This window comes from Hymenobacter translucens (genome assembly GCF_020685205.1).
GTDB classification, from domain to species: Bacteria; Bacteroidota; Bacteroidia; order Cytophagales; family Hymenobacteraceae; genus Hymenobacter; species Hymenobacter translucens.
Genome location: NZ_JAJERB010000001.1, coordinates 745,564 through 763,530, shown reverse-complemented (window position 1 = coordinate 763,530; position 17,967 = coordinate 745,564). Strand labels below are relative to the sequence as shown.

The 17,967-nt window shown below is 62.7% G+C and carries 13 protein-coding genes and 1 pseudogene; 10 read left to right on the top strand and 4 right to left on the bottom strand.

All coding sequences use genetic code 11. The features are described 5' to 3' along the window. Positions 1 to 63: 63 nt before the first annotated feature. Together LJY25_RS03260 and LJY25_RS03255 are read right to left on the bottom strand one after the other, a co-directional pair. Positions 64 to 450, bottom strand: coding sequence for a hypothetical protein (locus LJY25_RS03260; RefSeq protein WP_227606790.1), 387 nt, complete (start codon positions 448 to 450; stop codon positions 64 to 66). A 172-nt stretch (positions 451 to 622) separates the two neighbouring features. Next, positions 623 to 3,049, bottom strand: a complete 2,427-nt coding sequence (locus tag LJY25_RS03255; protein ID WP_227606789.1) for a TonB-dependent receptor — start codon at positions 3,047 to 3,049, stop codon at positions 623 to 625. Positions 3,050 to 3,394: 345 nt separating this feature from the next. Between LJY25_RS03255 and LJY25_RS03250 the strand changes: the two genes are divergently transcribed. Then, on the top strand, positions 3,395 to 4,729 hold the full coding sequence (locus tag LJY25_RS03250; protein WP_227606788.1) for a carboxylesterase family protein: 1,335 nt from the start codon (positions 3,395 to 3,397) through the stop codon (positions 4,727 to 4,729). Between the two features lie 116 nt (positions 4,730 to 4,845). Here LJY25_RS03250 and LJY25_RS03245 read toward each other — a convergent pair. Further along, a pseudogene (locus tag LJY25_RS03245) lies at positions 4,846 to 6,114 on the bottom strand (malic enzyme-like NAD(P)-binding protein); the annotation flags it as partial. 558 nt (positions 6,115 to 6,672) lie between these two features. Here LJY25_RS03245 and LJY25_RS03240 point away from each other — a divergent pair. The 3 genes from LJY25_RS03240 to LJY25_RS03230 all read left to right on the top strand — a co-directional run bounded on the left by LJY25_RS03240 (position 6,673) and on the right by LJY25_RS03230 (position 8,577). Continuing rightward, positions 6,673 to 7,530 carry an oxidoreductase gene (locus LJY25_RS03240; protein WP_227606787.1) on the top strand — a complete coding sequence of 286 codons (858 nt, stop codon included), beginning with the start codon at positions 6,673 to 6,675 and terminating at the stop codon, positions 7,528 to 7,530. 184 nt (positions 7,531 to 7,714) lie between these two features. Beyond that, positions 7,715 to 8,236 (top strand): GNAT family N-acetyltransferase, encoded by a 522-nt coding sequence (locus tag LJY25_RS03235; protein ID WP_227606786.1) that lies wholly within the window; start codon positions 7,715 to 7,717, stop codon positions 8,234 to 8,236. Positions 8,237 to 8,256: 20 nt separating this feature from the next. After that, entirely contained in the window at positions 8,257 to 8,577 is a 321-nt protein-coding gene (locus LJY25_RS03230; RefSeq protein WP_227606785.1) for a hypothetical protein, read from the top strand. Between the two features lie 78 nt (positions 8,578 to 8,655). Here the strand turns inward: LJY25_RS03230 and LJY25_RS03225 are convergent, their stop codons facing one another. Further along, positions 8,656 to 9,093 (bottom strand): DUF2141 domain-containing protein, encoded by a 438-nt coding sequence (locus tag LJY25_RS03225; protein ID WP_227606784.1) that lies wholly within the window; start codon positions 9,091 to 9,093, stop codon positions 8,656 to 8,658. A gap of 348 nt (positions 9,094 to 9,441) precedes the next feature. On the opposite strand from LJY25_RS03225, the gene LJY25_RS03220 reads away from it, so the two are divergent. From LJY25_RS03220 to LJY25_RS03195, 6 genes are all read left to right on the top strand, one after another. Continuing rightward, entirely contained in the window at positions 9,442 to 10,119 is a 678-nt protein-coding gene (locus LJY25_RS03220) for a response regulator (RefSeq protein ID WP_227606783.1), read from the top strand. A 125-nt stretch (positions 10,120 to 10,244) separates the two neighbouring features. Beyond that, on the top strand, positions 10,245 to 11,666 hold the full coding sequence (locus LJY25_RS03215; protein ID WP_227606782.1) for a sensor histidine kinase: 1,422 nt from the start codon (positions 10,245 to 10,247) through the stop codon (positions 11,664 to 11,666). A gap of 234 nt (positions 11,667 to 11,900) precedes the next feature. Then, positions 11,901 to 13,442 carry a SulP family inorganic anion transporter gene (locus tag LJY25_RS03210; protein WP_227606781.1) on the top strand — a complete coding sequence of 514 codons (1,542 nt, stop codon included), beginning with the start codon at positions 11,901 to 11,903 and terminating at the stop codon, positions 13,440 to 13,442. 39 nt (positions 13,443 to 13,481) lie between these two features. Further along, positions 13,482 to 14,138 carry a carbonic anhydrase gene (locus LJY25_RS03205; protein ID WP_227606780.1) on the top strand — a complete coding sequence of 219 codons (657 nt, stop codon included), beginning with the start codon at positions 13,482 to 13,484 and terminating at the stop codon, positions 14,136 to 14,138. Between the two features lie 156 nt (positions 14,139 to 14,294). Continuing rightward, complete coding sequence (locus LJY25_RS03200) at positions 14,295 to 15,278, top strand: SUMF1/EgtB/PvdO family nonheme iron enzyme (RefSeq protein ID WP_227606779.1); 984 nt, start codon at positions 14,295 to 14,297, stop codon at positions 15,276 to 15,278. Between the two features lie 111 nt (positions 15,279 to 15,389). After that, on the top strand, positions 15,390 to 17,960 hold the full coding sequence (locus LJY25_RS03195) for a type IA DNA topoisomerase (protein ID WP_227606778.1): 2,571 nt from the start codon (positions 15,390 to 15,392) through the stop codon (positions 17,958 to 17,960). Positions 17,961 to 17,967: the final 7 nt, after the last annotated feature.

The following is a 17,967-nucleotide window of genomic DNA, read 5'->3' as shown; positions in this document are numbered from 1 at the left end:
GGGCAGGGTTCGGCTCTTCCGCTTTTTCAGCTACTGCAGGTCAGAATTTGCGCTTCAGGCGGATTAACGCGACGTATCAGTCGCATCAACATAGCCGCAAGCCCAGGACCGGGCCGCGTCCAGGTCGGTGAAGGCCTGCAGCTCGAAGGGGAGGTGCTGCTGCGCCGTTTCCTGGGCCTGACCAATGAGCATCTTGTTGAGCGGATCAATGGCCTCGATGCGGGCGAACCGCTTGAGCCCCACAACCACCAACTGCGGCAATACTTCTGTGGCAATCCACTGCAGGTCAATCGGGCGAACCGGTCCCAGCAGGCGGTCATCGGCAATCCAGCCGGTGATGCCGTGCGCACGGGCGTGGTCTACGCATTCCAGGGTAGCCTGGCGCAGCACGGTGCTGCCAACGAAGCCTTTCCACTGGGCTTCAATGGCACGTGAAGTGCCTTGGTGCAAGTACAAGTCTAGGTAGGGGTACGAAATTAAAAGCTGCATTACAAAGCGTTGAACAGGGGAATTAAGGTAGCAACCCGGTATAGGGAAGCTTTGTTAACCCCTGAGCAGCGAATGTACAGCTTCGCAGGCATGGCAGGCAAGAGTCCGCGAAAAACCGGCCCGCCAACCGGGCCTAATTCGCCCGGTTCACTTCCTCCAGGCTCTTGGCCTGCTTGGCGTCCACCTTCTCGCCCCGGCTGAAGCTGTAGCGTAGCGACAGCCCGACGCTGCGGAAGCGGAAGTACTGGTCGAAGTCGTTGACGTTGCCGTTGATGTTGGTGCTGAACCGGTAGCGGTAGCCCTTGAAGATGTCGTTCACGTTCACGCCCACGTCAAGTTTCTCTTTCAGGAAGCTTTTCTTGAGGGCGACGCCCACCCAGTGCATGGGCGCAATCTGGTACAGACCCGAAGCCGTGGGGCCCAGGTACCGGGCTTCCACCTCCAGCCGGGCTTTGGCGGGCAGCAGGAAGGTGTGGTTGGACTGCACCATGTAGTAAAGCCGCTCGTTGGTGAGGGCGCCGTTGGTGGCGTTGGTGCTGAACTTGCGATACGAAACCAGCGCGGTATTCTGGGTGTCCCACCACTTCGCAATCTTGTACGGAGCCACCAGCGCTACCCCCAGCAGGTGGCCGGTATCCAGGTTGTCGGTGGTATAGATGGTGGTGGCCGCCTCCGTATCGAGGATGGGCACCTCGGAAATGACGGCGGTCTGGTAGTCGTAGCTTAGCGCCAGGCTGTACATCTTTTTAAAGGAGTGCGTCACTTTAAAGGCGTGCGTGTACTGGGGCCGCAGGAAGGGGTTTCCCCGCTCGTAGGTGTAGGGGTCCCGGTAAAAGCGGAATGGGTTCAGGTTGCCGTAGTTCGGGCGGGTCAGGCGGCGGCTGTAGCTGTAGTTGATGCCGTAGCTGTCGGTGACCTTCTGCTGCACAAAAACGCTCGGAAATAAATTCAGGTAGCGGCGCCGGGTTACTTCCCCGGTCGTGTACGACTCGCCCACCGAACTGGTGTTTTCCAGGCGCAGGCCCGCCTGCACGGAAAAGCTGGGCGAAGCCGGGCCGCTCCAGTTCACGTAGGCCGCCCGGATGCCTTCCTGGTAGTTGAAATGGTTGGTGCGCAGCGGGTCCAGCACCCGGCCGGCATTGTTGAAGTAAAACCGGGAGTCGTTGTCGGCCGTCACCTGGCTGGCTTTCAGGCCGGCTTCCAGCTTGTGTCCTTTCCCCAGCGGACGGGTAAAGTCGGCTTTCGCCGAGTAAATGTCCAGGTTGCTCAGGGTGTTCGTGTACTCAAAGTTCTGCGTTTTCAGTCCGGAGGGCAGCTCGGTGTAGTAGTTGTAGAAGTCGGCTTCGCCGCGGTCATTAATCTTCACGTAGTCCAGGTCGGCCGAAAGCAGGGTGCCGGTGCTGTCGAGCTTGCCATTGTAGTGCAGGTTGAGGGTAGAGTTGCCCGATCGGCGGGTGCTGATGTTGTCGGCATCGATGTAGCGGACCGGGGCCTGCGGGGCGGGGCCCAGGTAGGTGTCGGTCAGGAAATCGGAGGTGCCCCGGCGCGTGGTGTAGGCGGCCAGAAACCCGATGCTGTGGCGCGTATTCAGGCTGTAGTCGGCGCCGAGCCGGAGCACGGGCGGGGTTGTGGAGGTGAAGTTACCCGTGGCCGACTGGTCGAAGTAGGTCGTGGCCTGCTCCCCGTAGAAGATGCGGGTGAAGGTAGCGTCGCGCCCGCCCACCCGGCGGGAGCCGTCGAGGTTCAGCAGCACGTTCCAGCGCTTGCGCTTGAAGTTCAGGTTGGCGCCGTAGGAGTGCCCGAGCTGTTTGAAATTGTAGTTGCTGGTTGCGTACACGCTGCCGTTGAGTCCGCCCTGGGTGTTTTTGCGCAGGTTCAGGTTCAGAATGCCGGACGTGCCCTCCGCGTCATACTTGGCCGAGGGGTTCGTGATGATTTCAATGTTCTTGAGGTTGGCGGCCGGCATGGCTTCCAGCATGTTGCGCAGGTCCTGGGACGAGAGGTAGGTGAGCTTGCCGTCTATCATCACGGTCACTCCGCTTTTGCCGTTCAGCTGGATGTTGCCTTCCTGGTCGATAAAGACCCCCGGAGACTTTGCCAGCACGCTATAGGCCGTATTGCCGGCCGCCATGGCCGTGCCCTCCACCGTCACTACCATGCGGTCGGCCTCCTGCACAATCGTGGGCCGCAGCGCCACAATGTTGACCTGGGCCAGCTGCTTGGCATCCACCAGCAATGTCAGTGTACCGAAGTTTCTGCCGGTCGCGGGGTCCAGCTCAAAAACCGGGGTTTCCTGCGTTACGAAGCCCAGGGCCGTGATGCGTAGGCGGTAGGAGCCGGCGGCCGGGGCTTTGATCGTAAACGCTCCGCGCTCATCGGCCACTGTTCCGGTTACCACGGTGGCGGTAGCGCCTTGCAGCACGGCTACGTTGGCGAAGCCTACCGCCGCGCCTTTTTCATCCTTGGCAATGCCCGTCAGCACCCCGGCATCCTGGCTCCGGCCCGGGCGGGCCGCGAGGAAAAGCGACAATACAATCAGGAAAGAGAAGAAGTGCTTCATGGGACGAGAGCGGAGAGGTTGAAATCAGGAAGAAGGGTGCCGGCGGGTGCTGGTTTTTGACGTTTCACGCGGAAAAAGCACGGCAGCGGTCTGGAACCCAGCCGGGTGGAAAAGTCAGAAAGAAGACACTGCCGGGACCGGGGAGTTGCGTCGGACCGGGAAACTTCGCCTTTCCGCAATGGTTACACCCGCGGAGCTGAAAAAAATCAGTGCATCGGGCAGACCGGGGCTGCCGTCATTCCTGGGAGCCGACAGCAACGGCTCCTGCACCGGACCCGTACCACGGGGTCAGCTACGCGGCGTCTTTAGCTTTCTGACTGCCGCGTTTCATTCCAGCCGCTTGTTATGTCCGTAGCCTCTGCGGCCGAGTTTCACGCCCCGGCCGGCACCATCATCGGGTTTCGCGAAGGGGACGTCGTGCGGGCTTCCGGCATCCGCTACGCCCGCGCGGCCCGGTTTCAGTTTCCGGTGGCCGAGCCGGCAGCGTCCGCGCCCATCGTGGCCACCTCCCCGGCTCCGGCCTGTCCGCAGGTGGCCGACCCCCGGCTAACCCTGGCATTCGGGGACTTTTATACCGATGCCACTTTCGACGAAGACTGCCTGCGCCTGTCCGTTACCCTTCCGGCCGGCCAGCGGCCCGGCGAGGCGCTGCCCGTCATCGTCTGGGTACACGGCGGCTCCTACGTAACCGGCGCGGGCGACGTGCCGCTCTACGACCCGGCCGCGCTGGTAACCGAGCAGCGGGTGGTCGTCGTGGCCGTGACCTACCGGCTCGGGCTGTTCGGCTTTCTGGGGCAGGAGGGAGGCACCCCGCCAAACCTCGGGCTCCTCGACCTGCGGGAAGCGCTGCGCTGGGTGCAGCGAAACATCAGCGCTTTCGGTGCCGACCCGGCCCGGGTAACCCTGCTGGGTCATTCTTCCGGGGCCGATGCCATTGCCCACCTGATGGTGGCGGAAGGCGCAGCCGGCCTGTTCCGGCGGGCTATTCTGCACAGCGCGCCGCTGGGGCTGGCCCGCAACCGGCAGGCCATGGTTAAGGCGATGAACGAGGCCGTGGGAAAGCTGCCGTCCACGGCGACCTATGCGGAAGTGCTGGCCCGGGAAAGCGCCGTGGGCCGCGCGGTGCGCCGCTTCGGGTTGAAAAGCGGGATGCCGTTCGGCACCCAGTACGGCGCCTACCCCTTGCCGGCGGAGGCTGCGGTAGAGCAGGCCTGGGCGGCAGCAGCGCCGGACATCGACGTGCTGATCGGCGCTACCGCCGAGGAAACCCGGTTTTTTGCCCTCATCGACCCCAAGTTCCGGTGGGTAGCTGGTATTCCGCTGATCGGCCCGCTTGCCTCGCGGCTGCTCGTCAGCGTCACCTCCAACCTGATTTACCGGAACCCCGCCAAGGCCTTTGCCCGGCGCCACGCCCGGGCCGGTGGCCGGGCGTATCATTTCCTGCTGCAGTTCGCGCCGGCCGGTCCGGCGTACGGGGCAGCCCACACCACCGACCTGCCGCTGCTGCTGGGCACCCGGGCCGGCTGGGCTGCTACGCCGCTACTGGCCCGGGCCAGCTGGGAAGAAGTCGACCAGGCCGGCCGCCGGGTCCGGCAGCTCTGGGCCGACTTTGCGCGGACCGGCACGCTGCCGGATCAGGTGGATATTCCGGGTGTGCTTGAACTGAAAAAGCAGAGCTGAGGCTGCCAACCACGGCAGGCGGCGCTCCGGTTAAAGGCAAGATTCGATAAGCGTAATCAGAAACAGCTGATTAGTCAGCCTTCTGCTGTGGTGCGGCCGGCTCAGCCTTCGGACTGGCCCAGCCGAACCCGCAGCTCCCGGGCGTAGGCATCCCAGTCGGTGATGGGCTGCTGGGCTACGCCGCTTTCGATGGCGGCCCGGGCTACGGCCGGAGCTACGGTGAACAGCAAGCGGGGGTCGAGCGGCGTGGGAATAAGGTACTTGCGGCCATACGCCAGCGTCGTATCGCCATAGGCTTCGTGCACTGCTGCCGGCACCGGCTCTTTGGCCAGCGCGGCCAGGGCATGCACCGCGGCCAGCTTCATAGCCTCATTGATTTCCGTTGCGCGCACGTCCAGCGCCCCGCGGAAGATGTAAGGGAAGCCCAGCACGTTGTTGACCTGATTGGGATGGTCGGAGCGGCCCGTCGCCATCACGATGTCGGGCCGGGTAGTCAGGGCCAGCTCATAGGCAATTTCCGGGTCCGGATTCGCCAGGGCAAACACGATGGGGTCCGGGGCCATGGTCTGGAGCAGGGCCGGGGGCAGCATGTTGGCCGCCGAAAGCCCGATGAACACGTCGGCCCCGGCCAGCGCCTCGGCCAGCGTAGTCAGCGGCAGGCTGGTAGCCAGCTCCTGCTTTTCGGCGCTCAGGCCGGACCGGCGGGTGGTGATTACGCCGGCCGTGTCCAGCACCACGATGTTCTCCCGCTTCAGGCCCAGCGCCACGTACAAACGCAAACACGATACGGCCGCCGCTCCGGCTCCGTTCACGACCACGCGCACGGTTTCAATCTGCTTGCCCACCAGCTCCAGGGCATTGAGCAGGGCCGCCGACGAAATAATGGCGGTGCCGTGCTGGTCGTCGTGCATAATGGGAATGCGCAGGCTTTTCCGCAGCTCGGCTTCGATGCGGAAGCATTCCGGGGCCTTGATGTCCTCCAGGTTGATGCCGCCGAAGGTAGGCTGCAGGATCTGCACTACCCGGATAAACTCCTCGGGGTCGGTGGTGTCCAGCTCAATGTCAAAGCAGTCGATGCCGGCGAATTTCTTGAACAGCACGGCTTTGCCTTCCATCACCGGCTTGCTGGCCTCAGGCCCGAGGTTGCCCAGCCCCAGCACCGCGGTGCCATTGGAAATCACGGCCACCAGGTTGCCTTTGGCGGTGTACTTGTACACGTCTTCCCGCCGGGCGGCAATTTTCAGGCAGGGCTCGGCCACGCCGGGGGAGTAGGCCAGAGCCAGGTCACGCTGGGTGCGCATGGCTTTGGTAGGCACTACTTCCAGCTTGCCCGCGGGCTGCTGGGTGTGGTAGTCGAGGGCTTCCTGCTGGCTGATCTTTTTCATGGTGCAAATGGAGTTGGGCTCAGGGGAGCTGAGAAAGTGCGTCGTGCGTCGGGCGTTGGCGCCCGGGCTTACCTGCAAACTCAGGAGCGGGGTTTTCTGGCTTTCCCCGGGCTGGTATGTACGGGTGAAGACCCGGAGCAGCGGTTGTCCGGGGCGGCCGGGCGGCTAAAAAGAACGCAAGATAATGCTGCGGGCCCCGTACTTCCTGAGCGCAGAGGCGGCAAATGCATATCCGCAGACCAGCAGCAACGGTTCAGTAGCTGACTTTCAGCGCTAAAAACGCCGCCCGGCCCGGGGCAGGTGGGGTGACAAGCAGCGCGGGGCAGGACGAAAGCGTGCGGGTGGTTTTATCCCGTGAAGAGTTCGGTTTGGTAGCAGGGTCCCGTAGCGATTCCGCGCCCGCAGGCTAAATGATACAGGCTCAGCTTTTTGCCTGACCGGTTTGCCGCTGCCGCCGCTAAGCTTACAGTTTGCCCAAACCTAACCTTGGTCTTGACAGTTAAGGAAGCCGGCCGCGCCCCAGCCGGGCCCGGCCGTTCACCCCGACTTTTCTGCTTTATGCCTTCTCCGTCCACTACCTCCAAAAACTGGTTTATCACCGGCGTCAGCACCGGTTTCGGCGCCGCCCTGGCCGATCTGCTCCTCGAAAAAGGCGACTTTATGGCCGCCACGTTCCGTCAGGCCGAGCAGGCCGAGGAGTTCACCCGCCGGGCCGGTGCCCAGGGCCGCGGCCTAGTGTGCGACGTCACCAACGAAAGCCAGGTGAAGCAGGCCGTGGCCGATGCTATTCAAGCCCTCGGGCACCTCGACGTAATCGTTAACAACGCGGGGTACGGCTCCCTGGGCAGCATCGAGGAAATCGACGCGGCCGAGGTGCAGCGGCAGTTCGACGTGAACGTGTTCGGTCCCCTGCACGTGCTGCGGGCGGTGCTGCCCCACCTGCGGGCGCGCCGCAGCGGGCACGTTTTGAACATCACCAGCATCGGCGGGCTCAAGACCTTTCCGGGCGTGGGCGTCTACAATGCCAGCAAGTTTGCCCTCGAAGCCATTGGTGAAAGTCTGGCCCAGCAGGTGGGTCCGCTCGGCATCAAGGTCACCAACATCGAGCCCAGCGGCTTCCGCACCGACTGGGCCGGGCGCTCGGCCAGCATCGTCACCACCAGCATCGACGACTACCAGGCCACCGTGGGCGAGAACCTGAAGGGCATTCAGGGCTACAGCGGCCGACAGCCCGGCGACCCCCAGCGGGCAGCGCAGATCATGTTCGACCTCGTGCGCCAGGAAAATCCGCCCCTGCACCTGCCCATCGGCAAAGCCGCCGTCAAAGGAGCCCGCGAAAAGTTTACGGCGCTGGTGCAGGAGCTGGAAAGCGTCGCCGAAACCGGCAACTCCGCCGACTTTCCGGAGGGGAATTAGTAATTATGAATCAGTAATGAAGGATTGATGCTTGGGTTTCCGGGATGTTCCGGTACCATTTGCCGGCTGGTTAGCAAATAAGCCTAAGCTCACTGCTTGTCCGGCTGGCAGATGGTGCCAAGGATACCTCGGAAGCAGATAGTATCAATTCTTCATTACTAATTGCTAATTATTAATTCAACCGATGACTGACCTGATTCCGGTGCTGGAAACCGAGCGGCTGCGGCTGCGTGGCCATCACCTCTCCGATTTGGCGCCCTTCACCGCCCTCTGGACCAAGCCCGACTTCTACCGCTTCCTGGGTGGTCAGCCCCTGGGCGAGGAAGATGCCTGGACCAAGATGCTGCGCCACACGGCCCTGTGGGTGCTGCTGGGCTACGGCTACTGGGCCGTGGAAGAAAAGGCCACCGGCGAGTTTGTCGGCGCCGTGGGCTTCGGCGACTGGCAGCGCGCTATCGAGCCTTCGCTCAAGGGAATTCCGGAAGCCGGCTGGATCATGGCACCCCACGTGCAGGGCCGGGGCTACGGCACCGAAGCCGTGCAGGCGGCCCTGGCCTGGGGTGACGACCGTTTTCACCCCCGCCGCACCGTCTGCATCATTGACCCCGGCAACGCGCCCTCCCTGGCCCTGGCGCACCGCGTAGGGTACCGCGAAATGGCCCTGACCGAGTACAAAGGCAAGCCCATTGTGGTGCTGGCCCGCTAAACGTTGCCGTTCTTTGACCGATGCGCTATCCTCTGCCTTTTCTGCTGTTCGGCCTGCTTCCGCTCGAAAGCTGCCAGCATAACTCCGTGCCTACCGAAACTTCCGCTGCCGCGGCTGCCGGGCCCGTCAGCCAGGGCCAGGCCCGGGCTGCCGTGGGAATGTTTCTGCAGGATGAGCCCGAGGCCGGCCTCTACCTCGTCGACTCAGCCTCTGTGGTAGACGCCGGCGCGCAGTGGCAGGTGCTCGTACCCCGCACCGACTGGCGCAACCGCATGCCCAACCGTGCCGCCTTCGACGTGAACAAGCAAACCGGCACCGTGACCCGGCGGGCAGTGAAGTAGAGTCTAGGTCTTGGTTATTAGTTGTTAGTTGTCCGTTGTTAGCTCTCAGAACGATACTGAAAACTGCCACTAAAACTGCTAATTCTTCATCGAGATGGTGACCACCTGGGCCGGGCCCTTTACCACGAACTTGCACTCATCAAAGCCCGGGGCGCTGAATTTAGGGCGGATGTTGTTGGAAAATGCGTAGGGCTCAGTGGGAATGCCCATCATGTTCTTGTCCAGCCGGTCATTGTTGTTCGTGTCCTGGGTAAGCGCCACGGCCCACTCCCCGGGCGGCAGGTCCACGGGCACTACCACCCGGTTCTGCCCGTCGGGCTTCAGGCGACGCATAAAGGCGTAGCGGTTAACCTTCAGAAAGCTGTCTTCCACGTTGTAGAAATACAGCTTCACCGTCGACTTCACGGAGGGCAGGTCGGTAACCACGAACCGGACTTCGGTGGTAGGCGCCGGGGCGGGAGCGGGGCTGGTCCAGAAACTACTGGCGGTAAAAAAGGCTACTTCGAGAATAGTCATGGCGGCAAGTAGTTAGGCGTGAAAGCTGGGCAACCGCCGTTTTAGCGGGGCCCCGGTCGGCTGGTAGGGGGCAGACACCGGAAGTGCAGCAGAAAGTTTCCCGGCCGCCGGTGACGACGCGCCGCTGATCAGCTTAGCCGCCGGCAGGGCCCGTTGCGGGGGGCAGTAGGGTCAGCAAAGCGCGCTGCCGGCCGGGAGCGGCTGGCCGCGTAACCAAGGCGCTCTGAAACCGTGCGGCGGCCAAGCTGTTGTAGTCCGAAAAACCCGGGTTTTGCCCAAAGCGCGGGTTGCATTCGCGTGACGCTTACCTTCGCGCTTATTCTCTGACGACTACTTTCCGCTGCCTCCATGAAAATCCTGCTGGTTGAAGATGAACCCACCGTCGCGTCGTTTCTGCACCAGGGGCTGAGCGAGCAGCAGTACATCGTTGACCTGGCTGCCGACGGCCTGATGGGACTGCGCCTGGCCCTGGTCGGGGGCTACGACCTCGTGATTCTGGATCAGCTGCTGCCCGGGCTGAGCGGGCTCGAAGTCTGCCGGCAGGTACGCGCCCACGACGCGGCCGTGCCCATCCTGATGCTGACGGCCCTGGGCGAAACCGACGACAAGATCCGGGGGCTCGACGCCGGTGCGGATGACTACCTGGTCAAGCCGTTTGCCTTTCAGGAGCTGCTGGCCCGCATCCGGGCCCTGGCCCGGCGCCGCCTCGAAGCCCCCGCGACCGAAGCCGTCCTTCGTCTGGCTGACCTCACGCTGGATCCTTCGCGCAAGCTCGTCACCCGGGCCGGGCAGCCCGTTCAGCTTACTGCCCGCGAGTTTGCCCTGCTCGAGTACCTGCTCCGCAACCAGGGCCGGGTGGTGTCGCGGGTTGATATTCTGGAGCACGTCTGGGAAACCTCGTTTGATACCGGCTCCAACGTTATCGACGTCTATATCAACTTCCTGCGCAAAAAGCTCGACAAAGACTTTACGCCCCGTCTCATTCATACCCTCGTGGGCATGGGCTACACGATGAAGGAAGAGTAGCCGGTAGCGCGCTGGGGATAAAGGATGATCGATAGATAATGGATCAACGATAAAGCTGCGTAGCCAGCGGTTAAACGAGCATGCCTCGTACTCTTCTTATCTCCTAATCCCCAAGCACCAGCCCGATGACCATCCGCACCCGCCTGGCTTTGCAGTTTGCCGCCATTCTGGCTATTACGCTGCTGCTGTTCTCGCTGGTGATTTACTTTTTCACCTTCCGCTCACGCCAGGACTTCTTTACGGAAAGTCTGTTTGCCCGGGCCCGGATTGTGGCCCACGTTTACCTCGACGGCGCCAACCGGGGCGACGAATCCAGCCAGGCATCCTACCGCCGGTACCTGCGGCAGTTCTACCGCACCCTGCCCGAAGAGCAGGTGCGGGTGTATAATACGGCCAACCAGGTGGTATTTCAGGAAGGCCAGCCCGACCGGGCGTCGGTGCCGATGGACTTGCTGGCCGCAGTGCGGGACGGTGGTCGGCAGGTACGCCTCGAAGACAACTTCCGCCAGACCGTGGGACTGCTATACCACGACCTGCACCGGGGCTACTTTGTAGTAGTCGCCTCGTCCGTGGATGCCGACAGCCGGGAAAAGATGCGCAACCTGCTGCACATTCTGCTGGCCGGACTGCTGGTGTCGTTCAGCCTGGTGAGCGTGGGCGGCTGGTTTTTCGCCCGGCAGGCCCTGCGGCCGATGCAGCGTGTGGTGGCCGAAGTCGACAGCATCACGGCGTCTGACCTGCACCACCGCCTGTCCCAGGCCGACGGGCAGGACGAGGTGTCGCACCTGGCCCAGCGCTTCAACCGCCTGCTCGACCGGCTGGAAAAGGCTTTTGCCGGGCAGCGCACGTTTGTCCGCGACGCCTCCCATGAACTGCGTACCCCGCTCACGGCCCTGATCGGTGAGCTGGAAGTGGCCCTGCTGCAAGAGCGTACCCCCGCGCAGTACCGCCGCGTGCTGCAAAGCACCCTCGACTCGGCCCGCCTGCTCAAGGACCTTACCAACGGCCTGCTGCAGATTGCCCGGGCCTCCGACGACCCCTCCCAGATTTCCCGCTCCCCCGTTAGCCTCGACCAGCTGCTGTTGCAGGCCCACGAGGAAATGCAGCGCCGCCAGCCCGCCTGCCGCATCGACCTTGCCTTCAGTGACCCCCAGCCCGGCTACGAGGCCCTGCCGTATACCGTGATGGGCAACGAAGCCCTGCTGCTGGTAGCGCTGCTCAACATTCTGGAGAATGCCTGCAAGTTCTCGACCGGCTGCGGGGCCCCGGTACTGGCTTCCCTCACGTCGGCGGGCGGGGAGTTGCGGGTTGAGGTGCGCGACGAGGGTATGGGCATGAGCGAGGCTGATCGGCAGCAGGTGTTCGTGCCGTTTTTCCGGGCCGACAACGTTCGGACCGTCCCGGGGCACGGCATCGGTTTGCCGTTGACGGCCAAAATCATGAGCCTGCACAGCGGTACGGTTGAAGTACTAAGTGAGCTTGGCAAAGGCACGCAGGTGCTACTTACCCTTCCGGCCCTGCGCGAAAAGCTGCCAAATGGGAGGTAGCAGGGGCGATGGGATTAAAGCAATTTTAAAAACGCTTTAAAGGGTTTTAATGTCCTTTTAACCTGCTTTTAACCCGCCCTTAACAACCTGGGGCTAGGTTTGTGGCGTACGATACTGAGGCATGGTCCTACGATGACCCTGATTCATGTAATTACGCTTCCATATATGCCTCAGACAGCCCCGGCTAATCCCGATACTACTGCCCCTTCGAATAGCCCGTTAAACTCGGGTTACATGCACAACCTGGCCAAGGACCTTCCTGCCGGTCTGGTTGTTTTTCTGGTCGCCCTGCCTCTTTGCCTCGGCATCTCCCTGGCTTCCGGCGCCCCGCTACTGGCTGGCCTCGTGGCCGGAATTGTGGGCGGGCTTGTGGTGAGCATGCTAAGCGGCTCTCAGCTGAGCGTAAGCGGCCCCGCAGCGGGCCTGACCACTATCGTGCTGGCCGGAATTCAGCAGATGGGCTCCTACGAGGCCTTCCTGGTAGCCGTGGTGATGGCCGGCGTGATTCAGCTCGCCCTGGGTGCGCTCAAGGCCGGAGTCATTGGAATGTACTTTCCTACCTCCGTTATCCGCGGCATGCTCGCCGCCATCGGCGTTATTCTGATTCTAAAGCAGATTCCCCACTTTCTGGGCGGCGACGAGGACTTCTTTGAGGACCTTAATTTCTTCCAGTCTGATGGAATGAACACGTTCTCGTCCATCGGGCGGGCGGTAGGCGAGCTGCAGCCGGGCGCTCTGCTGATCGGCATAGCTTCCCTGGCAATCCTGTTGTTCTGGGAGCGGCCTTTCATCAAGCGTAACAAGATCCTGAACCTGGTTCCCGGGGCGCTCATTATCGTGGCCGTTGCGATTGGCATCAATGCCCTGTTCGCTACAATGCGGCCGGAGTGGCGGGTGCAGAGCACGCACCTGGTAACACTTCCCAACATAAGCAGCCTGGCTGACGTGCTGGGTGCCCTGCGCTTCCCCGACTGGTCGGTGCTGATGGCGGGCTCAAAAGTATACCTGCTGGCCGGCACCATCGCCGTGGTGGCATCCCTGGAGTCGCTGCTCAGCGTGGAGGCCGTCGACAAGCTCGACCCGCACAAGCGGCGCACGCCCACCAACCGCGAGCTCATCGCTCAGGGGTCGGGCAACATTATTTCGGGTTTGCTGGGCGGCCTGCCCCTTACTGCCGTTATCGTGCGCTCCTCGGCCAACATCCACGCCGGCGGACAGACGCGCATTTCAGCCTTCTTTCACGGTATTCTGCTGCTGCTGGCCGTGCTGTTCCTGGAAGACGTGCTGAACCTGATTCCCAAGTCGGCGCTGGCCGCGGTGCTGCTGATGGTCGGCTTCAAGCTGACGAAGCCGGGCCTGTACCGGACCCAGTGGAAGCTGGGCTGGCCCCAGTTCCTGCCCTTTATCGTAACGGTAGTTGTAGTAGTGTTGACTGACCTGCTGAAGGGTGTCGGTGTCGGTCTGGCCGTAGCCGTGTTCTTTATCCTGAAGGGCAACTACGAATCGGCATTCTTCTTCCACCGCGAGCCTACCCGGGAGCAGAACACCATCTACCTGCGGCTTAGTGAGCACGTAACCTTTCTCAACAAGGCCAGCATCGTGCAGGTGCTCGACCAGTTCGCGCCCGGCAGTCACGTCATTCTGGATGGCACCGACTCGGCCGTTATCGACTACGACGTGCTCGAGGCCATTGCCAACTTCACGCACACGGCCAAGGAGCGCAACATCAACCTTGAGCTTCGCGGTATTCCCCAGGTCGAAGTGCTGGGCCACTAGTCTGACGCGCATTCTTCATCTCTCCAACTTCCCACTCCTATGAACTCCACCGAAAACCAGAGCTCCCTGCACTCCCTGTTTGAAAACAACAAGCAATGGGTTTCAGGCAAGCTGTCGGAAGACCAGAACTATTTCAGCAACCTGGCCAAAGGCCAGCAGCCCCGCTACCTGTACATCGGCTGCTCTGACTCCCGCGTGCCTGCCTCTGGCATCACCGGCACCAATCCGGGCGAGATGTTCGTGCACCGCAACATTGCCAATCTGGTGGTCAACACCGACCTGAACCTGCTGTCGGTGCTGCAGTACGCGGTGGAAGTGCTCAAGGTCCAGGACATTATGGTGGTGGGCCACTACGGCTGCGGTGGAGTGGCAGCCGCTGCTGGCAACAAGCAGTATGGCCTGATCGACAACTGGCTGGTTAACATCCGCAACGTGGTCCGCACGCACGAAGCCGAGCTTTCGGGCATCAGCAACGAGCAGGAGCGTCTGCGCCGCCTGGTTGAGCTTAACGTGATTGAGCAGGTGCGCAATCTGGCTAAAACCAACATCATCCAGAACGCTATGAAAGGGGATAACCCGCCCCGCCTGCACGGCCTCGTGTACGACATTGCCGAGGGCCTGCTTAAGGACCTCAACGTGGGTGGCAACCTCATGCAGGACCTGAGCCACATCTACAACGCGGAGGCCGGGCACTAAAGCAGCCGATTAAAGGCCCGGCTATATATGTGGTTAGGCTTTTAGAAATCCTTTGAAAAAAACGCCGTGAATACTCACGGCGTTTTTTGTGTTCTATCGGGCCGGCAGCCCGTCATATTTCGCCGTATTACCCCACATTCCAGCACCTGCCCGTCCATGATAACCCGAAGCCTGCTCCTGACGCTGACTATCCTGCTCTTCCTGCTGCCCCGGCCGACGGCGGCCCAGTCAGCGGCGGACCGGAAACGGGGCGAGTTGCTCCGGGCGGTGGATGCGCCGGGGGTAAAGCAGGTGCAGGACAGCCTGTTTATGGACGAAACCGAAGTAGCCAACATTCACTGGCTGGAGTACCTATTCTTCGTTCGCCGGGATTCTTCGGAGGCCTTCTACCGGACCCAGCTGCCCGACAGCTCGGGGTGGAGCGGGCGTTTGCGCATCCGGACCCGGTCGGGACGCGACTCGGCCGTGTCGTACCTGCGCTTTCCGCAGTTTCGCTACTATCCGGTAGTGGGCATTTCGTACCAGCAGGCCGTGAACTACTGCAAGTGGCGCACCCGGGTCGTGCGCACAAACCTGCTGCAGTCGAAGGCCTACCAGCGCAGTCACCGCCAGCTCCGCCACTATGACGTGCACGTAACCTATCGGCTGCCCACCCCGGCCGAGTGGGAAATGGCCGCGACGGGCGGGTTAAGTCCAACGGAATTCCCGCTTGGTCCGGCCCTGCCCGCGCCCACGGCCGAGGGCCGGCGGAAAGGACGAGCCCTGGCAAAAAACGGCACCTACGCCGACTGCCTGGCCCGGCAGAGCCTGGGCTACGCGCCCACCGACCTGGCCTATGAGCTCGAATTCAACGTGGTCGAGGACTTCTACCTCGAAACCCTGGCCCGGGCCGTGCGCTGCCAGCTGCCGATGTCGTTTGAGCCCGAGGACCAGAAAAAGTACCCCGCCGGCGCCTATGGCCTGCGCAACCTGATCGGCAACGTAGCCGAGCTGACCAGCACCCAGGGTGTGGCCAAGGGCGGCTCCTACGGCAACTCCGTCCGGGACTTTACCCTGCGCACTGATTTCAGCTATTCCCAGCCCCAGCCCTGGCTCGGCTTTCGTTGCGCGGCCATTGTGCGGGTGAAAAAGAAGAACTGAGCCCTGCAAACCTGCTTTAAGCAGCCGGCAACAGACCTTTTTGCGGCGTATCTTTGTTGATTCCCTGCTGCCCGGTGGCAGTGAAATCAACTACTCCGAGAACCCCGCCCAGTGAAAGTCTGCATTGCCGAAAAGCCCAGCGTAGCCCGAGAAATTGCCAACGTCATCGGCGCCAGCCGCAAGATGGACGGCTATTATGAAGGCAATGGCTACCAGGTAACCTGGACCTTCGGACACTTCTGCCAGCTGCGCGAGCCCGAGGACTACAACCCCCAGTGGAAGCGCTGGAGCATCCACGACCTGCCCATGATGCCCGAGCAGTTCGGCATCAAGCTCATGCAGCGCGACGAGGGCGTGGTGCGGCAGTTCAACGTGATTAAGCGCCTGCTGGCCGAGGCTACGGAAGTCATCAACTGCGGCGACGCGGGGCAGGAAGGGGAGGTGATTCAGCGTTGGGTGCTGATGGAAGCCAAGTACCGCAAGCCGTTTAAGCGCCTCTGGATTTCCTCGCTCACCGAGGACGCCATCCGCCAGGGCTTCGCCAATCTGCGAGAAGGCGCCGAGTTCGATAACCTCTACCAGGCCGGCAAAAGCCGGGCCGCCGGCGACTGGCTGCTGGGCCTCAACGCCACCCGGCTGTTCACGCTCAAGTACACCTCGTTTGGCTCCAAGCAGCTGCTCAGCATCGGCCGGGTGCAGACGCCCACGCTGGCTTTGCTGGTGGACCGCTACCACGAAATCCAGAACTTCCGGCCCGAGCCCTACTGGGTGCTGCGCACCGAGTACCGGGGCACAATGTTCAGCCACATGGCCCCGCCCAAAGCGGCCAAGGCGGCCGACGACGAGCCCGACGAAAAGGCCCGCCTCAAGGCGCTGGGCTATTTCGTAAGCGAAGAAGAGGCCCGGCAGGCCCTGGAAGCCGTCCGCCCGGCCCTGCTGACCGTGACGGGTGTCGAAATCAAAAAGGGACGGGAAACGCCGCCGCGGCTGTTTGACCTGACTTCTTTACAGGTGCAGTGCAACAACCAGCTGGGCCTCTCAGCCGAAGACACGCTCAAGATCGTGCAGGGCCTCTACGAGAAGAAAGCCGTCAGCTACCCGCGCGTCGACACCACCTTTCTGCCCGACGACCAGTATCCGAAGATTCCCGGCATCCTGCGCGGCATCGGCTACGATGCGCTGACGGCCCCGCTGCTGGCGGCCAAAATTCCCAAGACACCCAAGGTATTCAACAACAGCAAGGTAACCGACCACCACGCCATCATCCCGACCGGAGCCGCCGGGCCGGGCGGGGGCATGGAAAGCAGCGTGTACGACATCATTGCCCGCCGCTTTATTGCCGCCTTCTACCCCGACTGCGAAGTCAGCAACACCACCGTGCTGGCCGAGGCGGCGAACTACCCGTTCCGGGTCCGGGGCCGGCAGATTCTGAACCCGGGCTGGCGCGTGGTGTACGGCAACCCCGAGGAGCAGCAGGCGCCCAAGCCCGCCCCGGCGCCCGGTGCGGCCGCGGGCGGCGCGGAGGAAGAAGACGTGGTCAGCACCGTGCTGCCCAGCTTTACCCAGGGCGAGAGCGGCCCGCACGTGCCCAAGCTGGACAGCAAGATGACCCAGCCGCCCAAGGACTACACCGAGGCCATGCTGCTACGCGGGATGGAAACGGCCGGTCGGAACATCGACGACGAGGAGCTGCGCCTGGCCATGAAGGAAAACGGCATCGGCCGCCCCAGCACCCGGGCCGCCATCATCGAGACGCTGTTCAAGCGCAACTACATCCGGCGGGAGAAAAAGCGGATTCTGCCCACGCCCACCGGCATCGAGCTGATCGGCCTGATTCGGAACCCCACATTGAAGTCGGCGGAGCTGACCGGGCAGTGGGAGCGGAAGCTGCGCCAGATCGAAGCCGGCAACCTGGGCGCCGACCAGTTTCTGGGCGAGCTGAAAGGCCTGGTGCAGGAGATGGTGCAGGAAGTAAAGCAGGACAGCTCCGGCCGGGCCGTGTCCTCCAACCCCGTCCTCCCGGCTGCTTCCCCCGCTGCCAAAGGCGGCAGTACACCAGCTGCGGCCGCTTCTGCCGCTACTGGCCAAAAAGCGACCAGCCAACAGCTGCCAGCTAATGGCTTGGGAGTCTGTCCGGCCTGCGGTACCGGGCACGTGCTGCGCGGGAAGTCGGCGTTTGGCTGCTCCCGGTGGAAGGAGGGCTGCGGGCTGCGCCTGCCGGCTCAGTTCGAGGGCAAGACGCTGACGGACAAGCAGGCTGTGGCGCTGGTCACGAAAGGACGGACCCCGGTTATCAAGGGCTTTATCGACGACCTCGGGCAGAAGTTCGACGCGGCCATCAAGCTGACCCCGGCCGGGCTGGAGCTGGTGCGCGCCGCCGAAAGCAAGCCCGCCGCCGATGACAAGCCCCAGCAGATTCCCTGCCCGGTGTGCCGCCTGGGCACGATGCTCAAGGGCAAAAGCGCCTGGGGCTGCTCCCGCTTCCGCGAAGACTGCCAGTTCCGGGTGCCACTGGAGCTCTGCGGCCGCCAGCTCACCGATGCCCAGGTGGCCCAGCTGCTGCGGCGGGGCAAGACCGGCGTCATCCGCGGCTTCACCTCCCAGCGCACCAATCAAAAGTTTGAGGCTGCGCTGACGGTGACGCCCGAGGGCAAGGTGGAGTTTGTGTTTGACAAGAAGTAGACGGCCG